The organism is Janthinobacterium sp. RA13 (assembly GCF_000745325.1).
Lineage (GTDB): Bacteria > Pseudomonadota > Gammaproteobacteria > Burkholderiales > Burkholderiaceae_D > Janthinobacterium > Janthinobacterium rivuli.
The window spans coordinates 4,559,115-4,576,210 of record NZ_JQNP01000001.1 but is presented as its reverse complement, the minus strand read 5'-3'; the positions used below and the strand labels follow the sequence as shown (position 1 = coordinate 4,576,210).

General features: G+C 61.6%; 18 protein-coding genes and 2 pseudogenes. 6 read left to right on the top strand and 14 right to left on the bottom strand.

The genetic code is table 11. The annotated features are described in order from the left end of the window. Nucleotides 1-384 precede the first annotated feature (384 nt). Nucleotides 385-1,722, bottom strand: a complete 1,338-nt coding sequence (locus tag FG13_RS20220) for a tyrosine-type recombinase/integrase (protein WP_035828513.1) — start codon at nucleotides 1,720-1,722, stop codon at nucleotides 385-387. 541 nt (nucleotides 1,723-2,263) lie between these two features. After that, nucleotides 2,264-3,268 carry a type VI immunity family protein gene (locus tag FG13_RS20215; protein ID WP_200880298.1) on the bottom strand — a complete coding sequence of 335 codons (1,005 nt, stop codon included), beginning with the start codon at nucleotides 3,266-3,268 and terminating at the stop codon, nucleotides 2,264-2,266. 77 nt (nucleotides 3,269-3,345) lie between these two features. Between FG13_RS20215 and FG13_RS20205 the strand changes: the two genes are divergently transcribed. Then, nucleotides 3,346-4,508 (top strand): IS3 family transposase gene (locus FG13_RS20205; RefSeq protein ID WP_152598817.1). Its coding sequence is split into 2 segments (ribosomal slippage): nucleotides 3,346-3,601 and nucleotides 3,601-4,508, totalling 1,164 coding nucleotides; the frame shifts between segments, so codons are not numbered across the junction. A gap of 84 nt (nucleotides 4,509-4,592) precedes the next feature. Here FG13_RS20205 and FG13_RS20200 read toward each other — a convergent pair. After that, nucleotides 4,593-5,036, bottom strand: coding sequence for a VRR-NUC domain-containing protein (locus tag FG13_RS20200; RefSeq protein WP_235211779.1), 444 nt, complete (start codon nucleotides 5,034-5,036; stop codon nucleotides 4,593-4,595). Nucleotides 5,037-5,340: 304 nt separating this feature from the next. After that, a pseudogene (locus tag FG13_RS29605) lies at nucleotides 5,341-5,502 on the bottom strand (transposase domain-containing protein); the annotation flags it as partial. Between the two features lie 320 nt (nucleotides 5,503-5,822). Between FG13_RS29605 and FG13_RS20185 the strand changes: the two are divergent. From FG13_RS20185 to FG13_RS20175, 3 genes and pseudogenes are all read left to right on the top strand, one after another. Continuing rightward, a complete protein-coding gene (locus FG13_RS20185; RefSeq protein ID WP_152598816.1) occupies nucleotides 5,823-6,068 on the top strand; it encodes a hypothetical protein in 246 nt (81 codons plus the stop codon). A gap of 117 nt (nucleotides 6,069-6,185) precedes the next feature. Further along, a pseudogene (locus tag FG13_RS29600) lies at nucleotides 6,186-6,539 on the top strand (immunity 52 family protein); the annotation flags it as partial. A gap of 141 nt (nucleotides 6,540-6,680) precedes the next feature. Beyond that, complete coding sequence (locus FG13_RS20175) at nucleotides 6,681-6,887, top strand: dodecin (RefSeq protein ID WP_034753599.1); 207 nt, start codon at nucleotides 6,681-6,683, stop codon at nucleotides 6,885-6,887. Between the two features lie 15 nt (nucleotides 6,888-6,902). On the opposite strand, the gene FG13_RS20170 is transcribed toward FG13_RS20175, so the two are convergent. Continuing rightward, the gene (locus tag FG13_RS20170) at nucleotides 6,903-7,214 is read right to left on the bottom strand and encodes a hypothetical protein (protein ID WP_035823758.1); all 312 of its coding nucleotides are present in this window, start codon (nucleotides 7,212-7,214) and stop codon (nucleotides 6,903-6,905) included. Between the two features lie 48 nt (nucleotides 7,215-7,262). Here FG13_RS20170 and FG13_RS30500 point away from each other — a divergent pair, with 48 nt between their 5' ends. Both FG13_RS30500 and FG13_RS20165 read left to right on the top strand, forming a co-directional pair. Then, nucleotides 7,263-7,406 (top strand): hypothetical protein, encoded by a 144-nt coding sequence (locus tag FG13_RS30500; RefSeq protein ID WP_158300062.1) that lies wholly within the window; start codon nucleotides 7,263-7,265, stop codon nucleotides 7,404-7,406. 189 nt (nucleotides 7,407-7,595) lie between these two features. Beyond that, entirely contained in the window at nucleotides 7,596-8,588 is a 993-nt protein-coding gene (locus FG13_RS20165) for an EDSAP-1 family PEP-CTERM protein (RefSeq protein ID WP_035823755.1), read from the top strand. Nucleotides 8,589-8,654: 66 nt separating this feature from the next. On the opposite strand, the gene FG13_RS20160 is transcribed toward FG13_RS20165, so the two are convergent. Genes FG13_RS20160 through FG13_RS30495 form a run of 9 tightly spaced genes read right to left on the bottom strand, consistent with a single transcriptional unit; the run spans nucleotide 8,655 to nucleotide 17,087 of the window. Beyond that, entirely contained in the window at nucleotides 8,655-9,722 is a 1,068-nt protein-coding gene (locus FG13_RS20160) for a LytR C-terminal domain-containing protein (protein WP_035823753.1), read from the bottom strand. An 11-nt stretch (nucleotides 9,723-9,733) separates the two neighbouring features. Further along, nucleotides 9,734-10,672: a type II secretion system F family protein gene (locus tag FG13_RS20155; protein WP_035823751.1), complete on the bottom strand. Its 939-nt coding sequence runs from the start codon at nucleotides 10,670-10,672 to the stop codon at nucleotides 9,734-9,736. Nucleotides 10,673-10,685: 13 nt separating this feature from the next. Further along, nucleotides 10,686-11,663: a type II secretion system F family protein gene (locus tag FG13_RS20150; protein WP_035823748.1), complete on the bottom strand. Its 978-nt coding sequence runs from the start codon at nucleotides 11,661-11,663 to the stop codon at nucleotides 10,686-10,688. Between the two features lie 8 nt (nucleotides 11,664-11,671). Continuing rightward, a complete protein-coding gene (locus FG13_RS20145) occupies nucleotides 11,672-13,018 on the bottom strand; it encodes a CpaF family protein (RefSeq protein WP_081922835.1) in 1,347 nt (448 codons plus the stop codon). A 50-nt stretch (nucleotides 13,019-13,068) separates the two neighbouring features. Continuing rightward, entirely contained in the window at nucleotides 13,069-14,238 is a 1,170-nt protein-coding gene (locus tag FG13_RS20140; protein WP_035823743.1) for an AAA family ATPase, read from the bottom strand. Nucleotides 14,239-14,290: 52 nt separating this feature from the next. Then, entirely contained in the window at nucleotides 14,291-14,899 is a 609-nt protein-coding gene (locus tag FG13_RS20135; RefSeq protein ID WP_035823742.1) for a TadE/TadG family type IV pilus assembly protein, read from the bottom strand. Beyond that, nucleotides 14,889-15,371 carry a TadE/TadG family type IV pilus assembly protein gene (locus tag FG13_RS20130; protein WP_035823740.1) on the bottom strand — a complete coding sequence of 161 codons (483 nt, stop codon included), beginning with the start codon at nucleotides 15,369-15,371 and terminating at the stop codon, nucleotides 14,889-14,891. Before FG13_RS20130 ends, FG13_RS20135 begins: the two co-directional genes overlap by 11 nt. After that, nucleotides 15,368-16,795 carry a pilus assembly protein TadG-related protein gene (locus FG13_RS20125; RefSeq protein ID WP_035823738.1) on the bottom strand — a complete coding sequence of 476 codons (1,428 nt, stop codon included), beginning with the start codon at nucleotides 16,793-16,795 and terminating at the stop codon, nucleotides 15,368-15,370. The genes FG13_RS20130 and FG13_RS20125 overlap by 4 nt, the downstream gene beginning before the upstream one ends. Then, nucleotides 16,785-17,087 carry a hypothetical protein gene (locus FG13_RS30495; protein WP_051959281.1) on the bottom strand — a complete coding sequence of 101 codons (303 nt, stop codon included), beginning with the start codon at nucleotides 17,085-17,087 and terminating at the stop codon, nucleotides 16,785-16,787. Before FG13_RS30495 ends, FG13_RS20125 begins: the two co-directional genes overlap by 11 nt. Between the last annotated feature and the right edge of the window lie 9 nt (nucleotides 17,088-17,096).

The following is a 17,096-nucleotide window of genomic DNA, read 5'->3' as shown; positions in this document are numbered from 1 at the left end:
TAATAGCATAAATATACACCAATATGCTGTGTTTTTATACAGCATATTGGTGTATATTTTCCATAAATTTAATTTCGACTATGGCTTTTGCAGAGCTACGGGTGCGCCCATAAATTGACGCGGAGAGGTCATACCTAAAATAGGGAGAGCATACGGTCTACTACTCGCTAATCGGTCGACTAAGGTAGGTTAAAGGAAGCATTAACAGCAATGGCGAGGCGTGGGCAACTGGTTGGGCGATAGGCTTCCTCATAATGGTCATTTCAGCAATATGTACATATAAGATAGAATCTATTGCATTCAGGCAACATCTCAAGCCACTAACGACTAATAATGCTTAATGACGACAATACTTTAATAATTTACGATTACCTACGAAGTTACTTAAGCTCCCGTAACGCGCAGTATCGCTGGCAAAGATATAAGCTCCACACCCGCCTGCTCAAGTATCCAAACTTCAATCTTCGCGTGCCAGACACGAAGCAAGTCCAGCGGCCGGCGAATGTAATTTTGCTCGCGCACCCCTTGTGGCGCGTGTCCTTGAATCTGCGCGGCGATACCATTCGGCATTTCGATCCACTCGCTTAATGTGGCAAATGAGCGTCGCAGGCCATGCAGCGTAAGTTGCGGCAAATTCGCCACCGCTACGGCTTCGTTATGCGCAATTCGTGGCTCGGCGATGTGTCCCGATGCGGAAGCGGGACTGGAGAAGACAAAGGCATTCCGGCGCGGCAGGTTGGCCAGGAGCTGAGAAACAAAGGGAGTCAGCGGGACCATCCGAAAATCCTCGACCTTGTCGGACAGTTTGATACTGCCCCACTGGAAATTCACGTCTGCCCACTTCAGTGCCGCGAGCTCCTCGCGCCTGGCGCCGGTGAGCAGAAGAACCTGCAGGTAGGCGGCAATGACCGGGTTTCCAATCTTGCGCACTGCGCTGAACCATGACTGCAGCATCTCGCGTTGGAGAACGTCATGGCGCCGCTTCTCTTTACCCAGGCTCTCGCGCACCCGCGCGCTCTTTGTCGGATTGCTAGTGACCATGCTTAAATACGTCTTGTGCGAAGCGCACCAGTTCATGAAAGCCTTGAGCAGTCGCCATGCCAGCCGTGCGCTGGATGGACGGGTCTTTGCTTCCTCTCGTGCCCAGGCTTCCACGCGCTCGTTTGTCAGGTCGATGAGTCGCAGCGAGGACAAGGACCAGAGCGGACCGGCTTTCGTCAGGGCCGGACTGCGTTTCCGAGGCTGGCCACCATCCTGAATGATCTTTCGATGCGCGGCAATATGATGTTCTGACCAGCCGGCTTCTCGCGTGGCAATGCGATCGGCAATGTATTCAGGCCAGACACGGCCCAGGGTCACGGACTCCCGCAGCTGCTTTTCCTGTTCCGCCACAACGGCAGCTTCCTGCAACGCGCGCGCGTCGCGCTCTGCAGCGAGTGCATCTTCCCGTACCCTTCTTGGATCCTGCCCGTTATCGAGCAGGACCTTGAGGCGCCGTGCTTCGGCCTGGGCCTTGGCAATGTCCCATGTACGAGGATCGCCGATCGTCAGCCGTATGGTGGCGCCGTCCAGCTTACCCTGAAAAATATAGGACTTCGCGCCCTTCGACGTCACCCGCAAACCGAGGCCTGGTGAAGCGGTGTCCCAGAGGAATGACTGACTTTTTCCCCCCTCACAGGCGAACTCTTCTACCCTACCCGCCGCGAACTTTATTTTTTTCACTATTACCTCAAGAAGACGTGCTGTGTAAGCGCCATGTAACCGCCATGTAACCGCCATGTAACCCAAATGGTAGCATAACGATCAACACCCATCTGCATGAAATAAAAATCAAAATCATGTAAGTTTTTGATTTATAAGGATATACTTGAAAATCTCAACACCCTTCAACAGTCCTGAATACCGACTTGCGATGATTTGTAATCATCAGGTGGCCAGTTCGAAACCGGCAGTCGGCACCAAGAATTAAGCAATAAAATAAACGGGTTATGGTGAATTCACCATAACCCGTTTTTCTTTTTGCCACTTCCCTGGCACACTCGTGGCACAGTGAGCACAATCACCCACAACAATTGACATCGATGCGGCCCACCAGAGGGTCGCTAAAAGGCTGCAATCGCGTCCTTTAGGCGTCATGTGTGTGGTCTGCGCCGTCGTGCTCATCAGCACCAGTAGCCAACCGAATCGACAGACACTGAATCCCCAAGCACCAAGGGGAATCAGTTAAGCGCCGTGAAGTTACATAATCAAAACTTCCTCAGCTTTACAACCGTCCCGGTAACGTGGTTTCCTTGGTCAACTTAGGTTCGTCCAACAGCTTGGCTTTGAAACGGAGTAGTTCCTCTGGCGGCACATCGAAACGCTCAAACCACTTGTCGGCAGCAGCGCCACGGATACGCGGTTCACCAAACGCTGATGCTCCGTGTAGGTCATACAATTCCTTGCACCGCACGTCCTTCAACAGCATGTTCGGCAGCACGTAGCATGCTGGCTGTGGATCATCATCTACTGACGCAGGTGCCGCGTATGGCCCAGCCTGAATGACTATGCCATCGCTATACGGATATAGGGCAAACCAGTCCATCGGAAGCTCCGACCGCACCGCCGACATACCGCCGACCTTCTCCAATAATTCGCTGTTGATCGCGGTCAGCCATGACACTGTTTTGATTCCAGTCCCGGCACCCTTCATTGCCTTGATAGGACTGCCAATGTCGTAGTCATAGTATTCTTCTGAGGTGATCGCTTCAGTAGGTTCGTTGTCGTAGGCACGCACCAGCGACAGTACCAGCCTATTACCACCATACCCATGCACGGCTTTCAAAAGGTCGGCAAACTTAACGAACATCGCCTGAAACGCCAGTGGGTGTTCTTCCGCGAACAAATGGGGCATGGAAAAGCGTACTACCGATAAGCCCCACGTCCCCATCTTTGACTTCCAACCACGAATACCAGCGGCTTGGAACTCCCATTCTCCTGCGTCTACTTTCTGTTTTCCACTTGTGTACCCGAAGGATACGAGGCTGTCTTCTCCTAGCTGTTTCATTAATTCAGGCATTGGCTTGGCGTCACGGTATGGCAGGCAATCCTTGCCATCTTTGGGTTCTTCTCGCCACAGCCATGTCAGGTGTTCTTTTGCTATAGCTTCGTACTCCTTGAAGCATGCACAAATTGCATCCCGCACAGCAGGCGTATGGGCATCCTTAAAAAACAGCGTACCTGCCAGCGCAGGAATCGCCCCCACGTAGCCTTTCTCCGCACGCTCCATGAATTGACCACCGTGTAGTGGTTTAATGTACCCGGACACCAATTTAGGCGAGAATGCTCGCCATGGAGAGGTGTTTGATGAGCAAGCAAAGACGTACATTTTCCCCTGAGTTCAAGCAGCAGGCAGCATGCTTGGTATTGGATCAGGGATACAGCCACGTGGAGGCCAGCCGGTCGATTGGCGTCGGAGAATCGCTAATGCGCCGCTGGGTTCAGCAGCTTCAATTGGAGCGACAAGGCGTCACGCCACAGGGCAAGGCGATCACGCCGGATCAGCAGCGAATACAGGAACTAGAGGCGCGCATTGAACGTCTTGAGCGGGAGAAATCCATTTTAAAAAAGGCTACCGCGCTCTTGATGTCGGAAGGGATAGAACGTACCAGGTAATCGATCAGATTTGTGGTGACGAATCAATCGAGTTGATTTGCGCGGTGTTCGATGTTGCGCGGTCATGCCTGTATGCACATCGGGAGCGCGTGCGACACATTGATGTTGAGCGCATGGCATTACGTAGCCGCGTGCACGAGCTGTTCGTTGAGAGCCGAAGTTCAGCGGGGAGCCGTAGCATCATGGACATGATGCGCGAGGAAGGCACGGCCATTGGCCGCTTCAAAGTTAGTCGCCTGATGGAGGAGTTGGGGCTGGTCTGCAAGCAACCTGGCAAGCACGCCTACAAGCAGGCCACGGTGGAGCGTGTCGACATTCCGAATCATCTCAACCGAGAGTTCACGGTGGAGGCGCCAAATCAGGTCTGGTGCGGCGATATCACCTATGTTTGGGCGCAGGGGCGATGGTATTACTTGGCTGTGGTGTTGGATCTGTTCGCTCGCCGAGCCGTGGGCTGGGCATTCTCACTACGGCCCGACGCCGACCTTGTTGTGCAAGCGCTGGAAATGGCCTACGAGCAGCGTGGTCGACCGCAGGGACTGCTGTTCCATTCGGATCAGGGCAGTCAGTACGCCAGCCGAAAATTCCGTCAGCGATTGTGGCGCTACCGGATAAAGCAGAGTATGAGCCGCCGGGGAAATTGTTGGGATAACTCACCTATGGAACGACTGTTCCGTAGCTTCAAAACGGAATGGCTGCCGTCAACAGGTTACATGACGGCACAAGAAGCACAACGGGACATCAGCCATTACCTGATGCACCGGTATAACTGGATACGGCCGCATCAGTTCAACCAGGGACTGGCACCGGCCGTCGTCGAAGAAAAACTTAACATAGTGTCCGGGATGGGTTGACCACTACAACCGGGAATTGCCATCTTGGACTGATTCTCTTTCAGGAGTTTAATCCTGTCGATTTTTGAAAGTTCATCCATGCTCTTAGTCCTTTAGATTCGGGAGTTTCTTAGGTAGCTTAGGACGCCTTCCACCACGCCCGCCTTTATTGGCGACAATGTCAAGCATTCCCCTCAACTCGTCCTTCAGTTCTTCGGTCTTCAAATCCTCTGTACGCTTCTTGCGGTCTGGATCGTCGCAGCTACACATTGTAGGCGTCAGCAAGGCTAGTTTTCCCCTGCCAGCTATTGTTTCATAGTCCTCTGCCTGCGATTCGCCCCATGGATCACCATCGAATTTAATCTCGACTACCTGTTTGATATTGTCCTGTGTTGGCGGCTTTGTAGGGTCTTTTACGATCACAACATCCGGGCGGCGTACATAACCTTTGCCCGGCAACCATAGCGGATGCATAGGGTCGGCGTCCCAGTTCTTCTTAATCCAACCGGGCGCCCAACGGTGGACCATCGTTTTGGTATCGAAATCCATGATCGGCACTGGCGGGTACTTGGTCATATCGTAGTTGACTTCAAAAGCTATATTCCACACTTAAAAAGAACGAATGCGACGATACCGGCCATACGTAAGCGTAAAGCCAGTGCCGTCTTGAGCCTAGCGTCGAATTGCTAAGTAATCCTCAAGAAATTATTGTGAATTTATGACGAACAGAACCGGATGCTATGCAAGGCGCCCGCTGCGACGCAGAGCGCCGGTTATGGAAGTCAGAGATCACAATAATTTATTGGGGGTTACTTAGATGATGGCATCACACCACTGGGATGCGGCGTGTTTTTTAAGCCGAAGGGAGCTGCGCGGCGCAGTTCCAGGGCAGAAAGTCGTCGACCCGGTTGACCGGATGATCGGCGATGCTGGCCAGGACATGGCGCAGCCAAGCCTCGGGTTCAACACCGTTGAGCTTGGCCGTGCCGATCAGCGAGTAGATGGCAGCGGCACGCCGCTGAAGTTGGCCAGATGGGTCTGCGGATGGATGCCCTTGCGGTCCGGCGTGTAGGAAAACCAGACCGCCGCCGGAGGTGCTACCGGATGGCCGCGCAGCGCTAAGCGGCGGATTCAAATACGGCTTCCAAAAAGATATCTTCCAGAACATGGTGTTGAAACAGGCCACCGCTCAGTCCAACATTGTCAAGGATAACCCGCCAGCCTCGCTGTCATGGTACTTCCAAACGCCACTCGCTTACAAATACATGCGGCCCAGATTAGCTCGTTTTGGAATTACCACTTATTAAATTCCATAATATTATGATAATAAACTCTTTGTTCAAACGCGATACAGCGAACACATCCATTGCGTTCCGACCTGCCGTCCAAAAAATCGCGACGATTGTCCGCTTCCTGCAAAAAACTGAGGCGTTTGGAAAGAACTGGTTTCTGTCGCAGGATACGGAGGCAGAGTCGTTTCTGTCTCCGGTTTTCGATACCTCGGGAGAACTCACGACTGCCGCCGAAGCCGTACTCGAAACCAAGTTCAAGGGTGAAAAATTCCGATATCTCAGTGCCTGAAATGGCGAGCTCGGAGACGGTGATGGCGCGAGTATTGCGCTTGGGTTCAGCGACAGTGACTGGCCCTCTTGGAGTTTTGAGATTGACGGAGAGTGCGATGACCTTAAGCGCCTCGGTCTTGATGGATTGAAAGAGCTGCTGTCCATTATCGCGGGTTCCCTACGGCCGGTGTTGATCACGGTTGCACGTAATGATTATTTTGAAAAACAAGTCTTCAAGGATCGTCCAGGTGTTGGCTGGATGTTGTACTTGCCGCGCATACTCACGCTCCAACAGGTGCCCGAGGCACGCGCTTTAGTGCCAGTGATGGCGATGGACGAGCAAGGTAAAGACAAGCAGATCGGCACCATCATCGTCAGCGTCACCGACGAGCCTTTTTCTGATGAGAATCCCGAGCACGTCAAGATTGCCAATGCCATTGAAATTCGCCTGGTCGATCAGGACTTGTTGCCTCGCTATGTCGATATTTAACGAAAGATAGCTCGTCCCGCTCGGTTTGCCTGACATATTGCTGCATCGCACAATGACGTCCAGCACATTTAAGCGCAAGATGAGCACGTGCCTGCGCAAAGCAGGCTCCCGATGTCTGGCTTGCCTACCTGGGGAAATATCATGTCCGCACACACTTACAAGCTGATCGAACTGGTCGGCACGTCGACCGAGAGCAGCGATCAGGCGATACGCGATGCCATTGCCAAGGCGGCGCTGACGGTCAAGCATATGGACTGGTATGAAGTGACGGAATCGCGCGGGCATATCGTCGACGGCAAGGTGGCGCACTTCCAGGTCACGCTCAAGGTCGGCTTCCGGCTCGAATAGCGTACTGCGGCGCATTCACCGCCGCCCAACCGCTCCCCGGCTTTCCAGCCACTCGCGGCCGCCGCTGTTCAGCGCAGTCTCGATGACCTTTTCCGGCAAGCTGTAGACGGTCGCCCAGCTGGCGCGGCCGTCCTGCATGTTGGCGGGAAAGCTGTGCGTTTCAATCGGCCAGTGGTATTTGCGTTTCAGCGCCTTGACGATGGCGGCCAGCGAGACGCGGCCTTGCAGCGGTTCGGCGCCGGACTGGTCGCGGTTCGACAGCAGCACGGCCAGAACCTGGCCGCGGCCCGTGCGTGCGCCGGGGAAGGTGGGGGTTTTGTTTGCCATGGCCTATTTTACCGGGCAATGATCGGCAAGAGGCGATGTGCCGCACCTTTGATCTGGCGCAAGCGCCGCAGCGGTATTGCGGCCACGACGATTACCAACTGGAAACTGGCGGAAGGCGAGGAAGTGGCGCGCATCGGTTGCGGCTGCGCGCGCAATGCGGACGGCCACCTCGGTTATCACCGGGGCACCTGAGGCGGCGTCGGCCTTTCTTACACTTTGCTTCTTCCAGCTCAGTCCGCTTTACGCAAGTGTTTGATTCCATATGATTTTTTTGTGTGGCACGCAAGCTGCTTATCCCTGTCTACGAGATGAATCCAGGCAAGTCATTCTGGATTCTTTATCCCCCGGATTTTCCGAGACTGACCACGACAAGAGGCTGCGATGAACGTCAATCACACACGAAGCAAGACGCTGGGCTGGCTGGGCGCACTGGCGGCGGCAAGCCTGCTGGCCAGCGGTCAGGCGCAGGCTGGCGCATACGGCCTGGCCGTCAATGAGTTGAACAATTTCCGCATCGCCACCAGCGCCGGCACCTTGTCGCTGGCCGGCGCCAACCGCAATGCCAGCGACAGCGCCTTCTTTCAGGGCGGCGTGGCCGTCAATCCGCGCGCCGTCAATACGGGCCCGGCCGCCAACGCCGACGTGCTGCAAGTGTGTTCGGGGGGCGGCTGCGGCGGCTTGCCGCAAAATCACTACGCACCCAGCCCCAGTTCCACCCTGGAATTCGCCCGCGGCGATGCCCATGCCTTCGGCAACATGCTCACGGCCGCCGGCTCCACCGTGCGCGCCGTGTCGGAAGCCCAGCGCAACACGGTGGGGGCGGCGTCCTCCACGGCCGGCGACACGCTCACCGGTTCCGTCAACCTGACCTTGTCGAGCGCCGGCTTCATCACCTTCAGTTTCATGGGACGGCGCGACCTGCGCACCAGCGTGACGACCATGGGCGACAAGTCCAACGTATCGATCATGGATATCTTCAATATCTCCTGCAACAGCGCCAGCCCCGTCGGCTGCCTGTCGAACGCGAATGCCGATGGCGTACTCTTCCAGTTCGCACCCGATGGCGACGCCAACAATGGCAGCGACATCAACGGCAACCATACGGTCGGCAGCCTCGACCCGTTCAGCCTGAACATGACGGCCGGCACCAACGACCCGGCCACCGGGCGCGCCTTCACGAATGGCTTTGCGATGTTTTCCCTGACCTCGAATTTCGCCCTGCCCGCCGGCAGCTACACCTTGAACTTTTCCAAGTCCACGCGCACCGACATCGTCGTCATCGATCCCTTGCAAGTACCGGAGCCGGGCACCCTGTTCCTGCTGGGCGCGGGACTGGCCGCCCTGGCTTTTACGCGGCGCCGCCAGCCGAAATAGGCAGCCGCATGAAAAACACGCGGCGCCCGCAAAGGCGCCGCGTTTTTTATGCCGACAAAAAACCTGTTAACCGAGCCGCGCCAGCGCCTGGCGCGCCAGTTGCAGCTGCTGCAGATAATAGCGGTGCAGCATGGCTGGATCGCTCAGGTCGCGCCCCAATACCAGGCGCAGCTCGCTGGCAGGGCAGTCGGCGGCCTGGGTCTGCACCTGGGTTTGCACCTGCAGCCCCAGCTGGCGGGCCAACTGGCGCGCCGCCTGCTCCTGCGCGGGCCGGTACTCGACGCGCGTGCGCGCCACCTGGAAGCTGGTTTCATTGGCCAGACGCACCACCTGCACGGGAGCGCCGGCCAGGCTGCGCGCCAGCGCGGCGGCCAGGCCGGGCACGCCATTGCCGTTCACTATTTCCAGGCGCGGACGGGGCACGGCGGCAGCCGGCAAGGACCGCTCCACCATGGCAGCGGCAGCGGGCACGCCGCGCGCGGTGGCCGGCACGCGCTGCAGGCGCGCCATACCGTCGGTTTGCGTGATGTCGATGCGCGCCATGGCGGGTGCATCCGGCAGCGGCGCGGCCACCGGCGCCTCCTTGCGCAAGACGGCCAGGTCGCGCCGCAGATCGTGTTCCTGCAGACTCTGCGCCTGGCGCCGCATGACGGCCGCGCGCGCATGCTGTCCCAGCCGTTCCAGCACTTGCGCCAGATGCTGCCAGGCCAGCGCATTGAGCGGATCGAGCAGGCACGCCTGTTCCAGCGCCATCAACGCTTGCGCATCGCGTCCGCTCAGGGAATAGGCGTGACCGAGATTGCTGAACAGATAGGCCTGCTGCGGCTGCGGCGGACTGGCCTCCCGCGTCAGGGCCAGCCAATGGGCGATCGCCGCATCGTGTTCACCGCGCTGCGCATGCAGCACGGCCAGGCCGTTGCGCGCATTCACGTGGCGCGGCGCGGCGCGCAGGGCTTGCTCATACGCCGCTTGCGCGGCAGGCAGGTCGCCCGCGTCAAAGTACTGGCGCCCCGCCGCATAGGCGGCATCGGCGTCGGGCCACTGCGGCAGCGGCGCGCGGGCCAGCTGCGTGGTACAGGCGGCCAGGCCCAGACAGGCGCAGGCGGCGGCCAGGCGGGAAATCGTCAAGCGCATGGTAGCTCCTTTCAGCGGCTGGCCATGGCCGGCACGAGCACGCGATACACTTCGATCACGGCCGGCCCCATGAGCACCAGCATGAGGGTGGGAAAGACGCAAAAGATCAGCGGGAACAGCAGTTTCAGGGCGATCTTCGCCGCCGCCTCCTCGGCCAGCAGGCTGCGCTTGCCGCGCAGGTTTTCCGAATGCACGCGCAGCGAATCGCCCATGCTGGTGCCGAAGCGTTCCGATTGAATCAGCATGGCAACCAGGGTGTCGACATCTTCCACGCCGCTGCGCAAGGCCAGGTTGCGCAGCGCCTTTTCCTTGGAAAAGCCGGCACGCATTTCCATCAGCACCAGTTGCAATTCCTGCGCCAGCACCACGCTCTTGATGTGGATTTCGCCCGACACTTTGACGAGCGCGCGCTCCAGGCTCAGGCCCGCTTCCACGCACACGGTCAATAAATCGAGCGCATCGGGGATGTTTTCAAAGATGTCGCGCTGGCGCCGCTTGGCCGTGCTGGCCAGCACCAGGTTCGGCAGGTAGTAACCGACGGTGGCGCTAACGCACAGCAGCAGCAATAGCACGCTGCGCAGCTGCGCCGCCATGGCGCTGGCCGCGTACAGGCCCAGCACGGTGGGAAACAGCAGGGCCAGCACGGTTTTCGCGGCAAAATACAGGGCCGGCGCGCTGGCCTGCCGCCAGCCCGCGTTCATGAAGCGCGTGCGCAGCGGCGAGCGCTCCCAGCCCTCTTCCGGCAGCGACAGCTTGCTGAACGGCTGCGCCACGCGCGCCACCCTCTCCACCCAGCCAGAGTCGGCCACCGCCTCGCTGGCGGCCGGCGCCATGGAACCGAACAGGCGCTGGCGCAAGGTGCCGGGAAAGAAGATCACCCATGCCAGCAGGGCCAGCGCCACCACCACGGCAAAGACGATCACGAGGAACAGCAGTTGTGCACCGCTCATGCGACCTCCTGTTTTATATCCTGATACGGATGACGTTGCGCATCCACACGACACCCAATGCCACCATGCCGGCCGCGTACCACAGCAGTTTGATGCCGCTGGGATCGGTCCACAGCAGGCGGATATATTGCGGGTTGACCAGCGCCATGACACCGATCATCACCACCGGCATCAAGCCCAGCACCCAAGCCGACATGCGCCCCTCGGCCGACAGCACGCGCACCTGCCCCAGCAGTTTTAGCCGGGCGCGGATGATGCGCGCGATGCTGACCAGCACCTCGGCCAGATTGCCGCCCGATTCGCGCTGCACCAGCACGGCGATGACGAGGTAGCGCAAGTCCGTCAGCGGAATGCGCGCGGCCAGGTTTTGCAGCGCTTCGTTCATCGGCACGCCGTAATTGATTTCTTCGTGCGCCATCTTGAATTCGCCGCTGATCGGCTCATTGAGTTCATCGCCCACCATCTGCAGCACATTCGAAAACGAGTGCCCGGCGCGCAGCGCGCGGGCCAGGAAATCGGCCGCTTCCGGCAATTGCGCCTCGATCTTTTTCAGCCGCGCCGCACGCGCGCGCAGCACGACCATGCACGGCCCGCCGCCGGCCACGCCCAGCAGCAGCAAGGCGCCCGGCAGCGGCATGGGCCAGATGGCCAGCCACAGCAGCGCCAGCAGCAGCAAGGCGCCCGCGCCGCCCAGGAACTGCGCCACCGACCAGGACAAGCCCGATTGCAGCAGCAGGTGGTCGAGCTTTGCCGCCTGCGGCAGGCGCCGCAGCCAGCGCTCGAGACCGGGCGAACGCGCATAGCGGCGCTGCTTGAGGATGGAGACCCGCTCGCCGCCCGCCTCGCCGCGCGCCGCCATCAGCCGCAAGCGCCGGTTGATGCGCCGCGCCGCGCTGCCGTGCGTGCCCGACCACCACAGCCAGACCCCCTCCACCATCAGGATGCAGGCGGCGAACAGCAGCACGGCAAAGCCGTAGAAGACCAGGTCCATGCTGCCTCCTATTCGTAGATACGGTCCGGATCAAAAACACTATCGGGCACGGGCGCGCCGAACATGCGCAGGCGTTCCGTGAAACGGGGCCGCACGCCCGTGGCGCAAAAGTGACCGAGTACCTTGCCGTCGGCATCGACGCCCGTCTGCTCGAAGCGGAAGATTTCATGCATGGCGATAATGTCGCCTTCCATGCCCGTCACCTCCTGCAGGCTGACCAGCTTGCGCGCGCCGTCCGTCAGGCGCGACACCTGCATCACCACCGTCACGGCCGAACAGATCTGCTGGCGCGTGGCGCGCGGCGTCAGGTTCACGCTGGCCATGCCGACCATGTTTTCCAGCCGCGCCAGCGCGTCGCGCGCCGTGTTCGAGTGGATCGTCGCCAGCGATCCTTCATGGCCCGTGTTCATCGCCTGCAGCATGTCGAGCGCCTCGGCGCCGCGCACCTCGCCCAGGATGATGCGATCGGGCCGCATGCGCAGCGCATTGCGCACCAGCGCGCGCTGGCTTACTTCACCCTTGCCCTCGATATTCGGCGGACGCGTTTCCAGGCGCACCACGTGCGGCTGGCGCAGCGCCAGTTCGGCCGCATCCTCGATGGTGACGATGCGCTCGCTGCCGGGGATGAAGCCGGACAGCACGTTGAGCAGGGTCGTCTTGCCGCTGCCCGTGCCGCCCGAGATCAGGATGTTGACCTTGGCCTGCCCCAGCGCTTGCAGCACCTGCACCATGGGCGGCGTCAGGCTTTTGTAGTCGAGCAGGTTGGCGATCGTCAAAGGCTGCACGGCGAAGCGCCGGATCGACAGGATCGGGCCATCGACGGCCAGCGGCGGAATGATGGCATTCACGCGCGAGCCATCGGGCAGGCGCGCGTCGACCATCGGGCTCGATTCGTCGACGCGCCGGCCCACGCGCGAGACGATCTTTTCGATGATCTTCATCAGGTGCGCATTGTCATGGAAGGTCACGTCCGTCAGCTGCAGCCGCCCGCCCCGCTCCACGTACACCTTGTCGCAGGTATTGACGAGGATATCGGACACGCTGGCATCGGCCAGCAAGGGTTCCAGCGGGCCAAAGCCCAGCATCTCGTGCTGGATGTCGAGCACCAGGCTATGCCGCTCGTGCTGGTTCAGGACGATGCGCTCTTCCTCGATCACGCGCTGCACCAGCAGCGCCAGCTCGTGCTTGAACTGCTCGGCCGTCAGGCGTTTCAAGCGTTCCAGGTCGATACGGTCAAGTATCGTCTGGTGCATGGTCTTTTTGAGTTCCTGGTAGGCGTGCAGCGCCAGCGCGCCTTGTGCATTGGTGGCGGGGCGCACCGTTTCATTCGCCGCCAGGCGTTCGCGTAAAGTCATCTTGGCTCCCATGATGGCTCCCGGCGGGAGCCTTGACATCGATTGCAGTCCTAGGACTCGCTGCGGCTGAACAGGCGGTCGAACAGGCCGCGGCTTTCCGTCACGCGGCGCGCCGTCACCAGTTCCACCAGCTCGGCCAGACTGCGCGCCACGGCGCTGGTGCGCGACAGCTGCAGCAGCGGAATGCCCTGGTTGACGGAGTCGGTGGCGGCGATGTAATCGTTGGGCACCGTGTGCACCACTTCGGCGCCCAGCGCCTGCTCCAGGTCCGCCAGACGCAATCGCCCGCCCTTTTCATAGCGGTTGACGATCAGGCGCAGGCGCTCGCCCGGATAGCCGAGCGAACGGAAAATGTCGAGCAGGCGGCGCCCGTCGCGGATGTCGGGCAAGGCCAGCTGCAGCACCGGATAGATGGCGTCGGCGTTGTCGAGCGCGCGCAGCGACAGCGCATCGATCTGGCGTCCCACGTCGAGCACGATGTAGTCATAGTGCTGGCGCGCCACGGCCAGGATGCGGTCCATGTGCTCGGGCTGCATGTCGACCTTGTGCGCCGGATCGTCGGCCGCCGCCAGCACGCCGAAGTTCGGCGTCACGTGCACCAGGCACGAAGCGAGAAAGGCGCCATCCATGCGCGCGATCTGCGCGCAGATGTCGGACAGGGTCATGGCCGGCTTCTGGTCCGACACGTATAAAGTGGCGTCGCCGAACTGGCCGTGCAGGTCGATCAGCAGCACCTTGCAGCCGGCCAGGCTGGCCAGCGCATACGAAAAGTTCGTCGACAAAAACGTCGCGCCGCTGCCGCCCTTGCACGAGATGAAGGCGAGCACTTTACCGTCGCGCATCTGCGTCACGCCGGCCTGGATATCGACCCGGTCCATCGCCTCGTGGAAGGCCTTGTGCACCAGCGGCAGCTGCAGCACTTCGCGCATGCCGGCGCGCATGGCGCGGATCAGCACATCCTGCTGCTGGCCGCGCGTGAGCAGCATCAGCACGGCCAGCGGATACTGGCGCGCCAGGCGCTCGAGCAGGTCGGCTTCGTCGGCATCGATGCCGCTGGCGTCGACGATCACCAGTTCGGGCGCTTCGGGCAGCATGCGCTCGACGGCGTCGCGCAGACCGCTGCGCCGCTCCAGCAGCCGCAGCACGGGCATGCGGGCCGCGCCTTGCGCCGCGATTTCATCGTGCAAGCTGGCGTCACGGGTAATCATCAAGGCTTTCATCACGCCTCCTTCATTCAATGCACTACATTCGGCTGCGCCGGCGGCTTGGCGCTCATGGACAAAAGCCGGGATTGTCCGGATAGCCCAGCGACTCGGCCACCGCCATGGTGGTCCCGCTGGGCAAACGTATGGCGCCTGCACCGGAGGGAAACATCATCCCCAGCAGCGGCAGCACGGGCCGGTAGGGCACACGCTCGCAGCGCGCGCCGTCGCCGGGCTGACACAGGCGCGCGCGCACGAAGCGGATGCAGCTGGCGCCATGCGGATCGTCCAGGCAATTGATGCGGTTGCGCTGCGGGCACCCCGGCAGCACCGTCACCGGCACGGCCGCCAGCGCGGCGCCGCCCGCGCTTTCCGACAAATAATCGATGCGCACATGCGCGTCGCCGATGCCGCCACCCAGCGGCAGCGTGCCCGGCGTGGCGCGCAGCACGGCTTGCGTGCGCACGGCCTGCAAGGCGCCGGCATTGCTGAAATCAGTGACGGCGGCGGCGCGCGCCGCGCGCCGGGTAATCTCATGCACCATGTTCCACACGTACACGGCGCGCGCCATTTCCAGCATGGCGAACAGGAACAGGAAGAACAGCAGCGCCAGCATGGCGAATTCGACGGCGAAGACGCCGCGCTGACGCTGCCGGCGAAGGTGCGGGTCAATGCACATAGCGCAAGGTCGCGTTGGCGCGCAAGGGAATCGGCGCCAGTTGCGGCAACCACTTGCGGGTCAGCGCGGGCAGGAAATCCACCGGCATGTCGGCGGTGACCTTGATGCGCACCTGCAGCGGCGCCGTCGCGTAGCTGCCGCAGGCATAGGAATCGTCGGCGTACACGCAATCCACATTGACCCATGCGGGATTGATGCCCGGCCAGCTTTCCGCCATCGCCTCGGCCACCATCTCGCGCGCCAGCGCGGCGCCCTGGCTCGCCGTGTCGAACTTGCCCATCTGCGGCAGCGGCATGGTCGCCATGTAGCGCGCCGCATCGTGCGCGCTTTTTTGCAGGGCCGTGTACACCAGCAGCGCGCGGCCGAACAGCAGCACGAAGGGCAGCAGCGCCATGAAAAACAGCAGGATCAGCGCCAGTTCGATGGCGGCGACGCCGCCCTGGCGGCGCGCGGCGCGGCAGGGCGGCTTCATCGCAGCAGCTCCGCGGGACCGGCCAGCGTGCCCTCTTCCACCAGGCCGGCAAATTCGGCGCTCAATACGCCATTGCTGGCCGGCGCCGTCATGAAGAAGCGGCCGATGCCGCGCACCTGCGCCAGCACGTCGCCGCCGGCCGGCACGGGACAGGCCAGCAGGGGGATGTGCAGCAGGCGCCGCTGCGCCACGCCCGTGTTGCCGGTCGGCGCCGTCTGGAAGCCCAGCGTCTGGTAGGGCGGCGTGGCAGGATAGCCGGACTTGGCGGCCGGCGCGGCCGGGCTGGCCGGATACAGCTTGGGCCAGTCGCTGGTGGCAAACGGCAGATAGCCGCCGGCCGGCTTCGGGTTGCTGTACCTGGCCGCCCTGGAAAACGACCACAGCGGCCCGTAACTGCCGACGGCGGGCGGCGTCGCGTTCGATTCCGGATCGGCCACGGACAGCAGCGGATTGCCCGTGCTCAGGGCGCTCGGCGCATCGGGCGCATTCGTCATCCACCAGCTCGCGGCCGTATTTGGATAGGCGCGGATATTCGTGTCGGGCGGCGCCGTGACGGCATGGCAGCCGCTGCCCGCATGCTGGTTGAAGCGCGCATTGAAGGCCGTCCACAGCGCGGCGGGAAACGGCCGGTGCACGTGCACCTGGGCGCTGCCGATGCGCGGATACTGCACCGTGCCGCTGCAGACAAACGGCAGCACGCTCGCTTCGCCGACCTGCTGCGACACTCCCACCACGCCCGGCTGGCCCAGCGGATTGAGCACGAAATGTTCGGCCGCCGGGCCGTTCGGATTGAGTTTCAACAGGTTATACGCCACGCCGCGGCGAAAGCCATATTCCAGCAACTCGACGGCCGGCAGCAGTGCCGCATTCGTGCGCGGGCTCGCTGCGCTGGCCGACAGCGCGCAGACGGCCAGCGGCATCAGGTGCAAGCTGGTGCGCCCGGCCACGGCGCGCGCGCCCGTGTCCAGGGTGCGCAGCGCCGGCGACCAGGCGCCGAGAAACGCCGTCGCCACCCGCCCCAGCGAGGGGGTATTGGCCTGCGTATCGACGCGCACGAACAGCGCCGTGGCGGCGTCGGGCACGGCGCCCGCCGCATGCCACCCGCTGGCGGGCGCGTCGGGCGCGCTGGCGAAGCGGATGCTGGCGTCCGACAGGATGGCGCCCTGCATGCGGCGCCGCCATGCGCTGCGGTCGGCCGCACTGCCCTTGGCTTTTTCCACGGCAGCGAGCAAGCCCTCGGGCGTGCCCACCAGTTCCGCGGCGGCCGCCATCGCCGCATTGTCGGCCAGGTTCTGCAGTTCCGTCTTGCGGCCGATGACTTGCCCCACATCAAGCGCCAGGCCGATAAAGCCCAGCACCACGATGAGCAGGATGGAAAAGGCGATCAGCATCGCCCCGCGCTGGCGCTGGCGTCTATTTGCCACTGCCGCCTCCCAGCATGAATTGCACCGGCTGCGGCGCCTGGGCATTCGGTTCGGCAAACGACGCGCGGTAGCGCTGCATGACGGCGTGCGCGCTGGGTCCGTCAAGGCCATCGGCCGGCGTGCGATTGCCGGCGCTGGCCGGATCGCGCACCTGCTGCGCCATGGACAGGCGCACGGCGTCGCCGAAACGCCGGTCCAGCTGCGGCGTGCTGCCATGCGCGCAGGCGGCCAGCTGCAAGGCCAGGGCCAGAGCGACCAGGCGCCGCAGCGGTGTCAGGAACGCGTTCGACATGGCGTATCT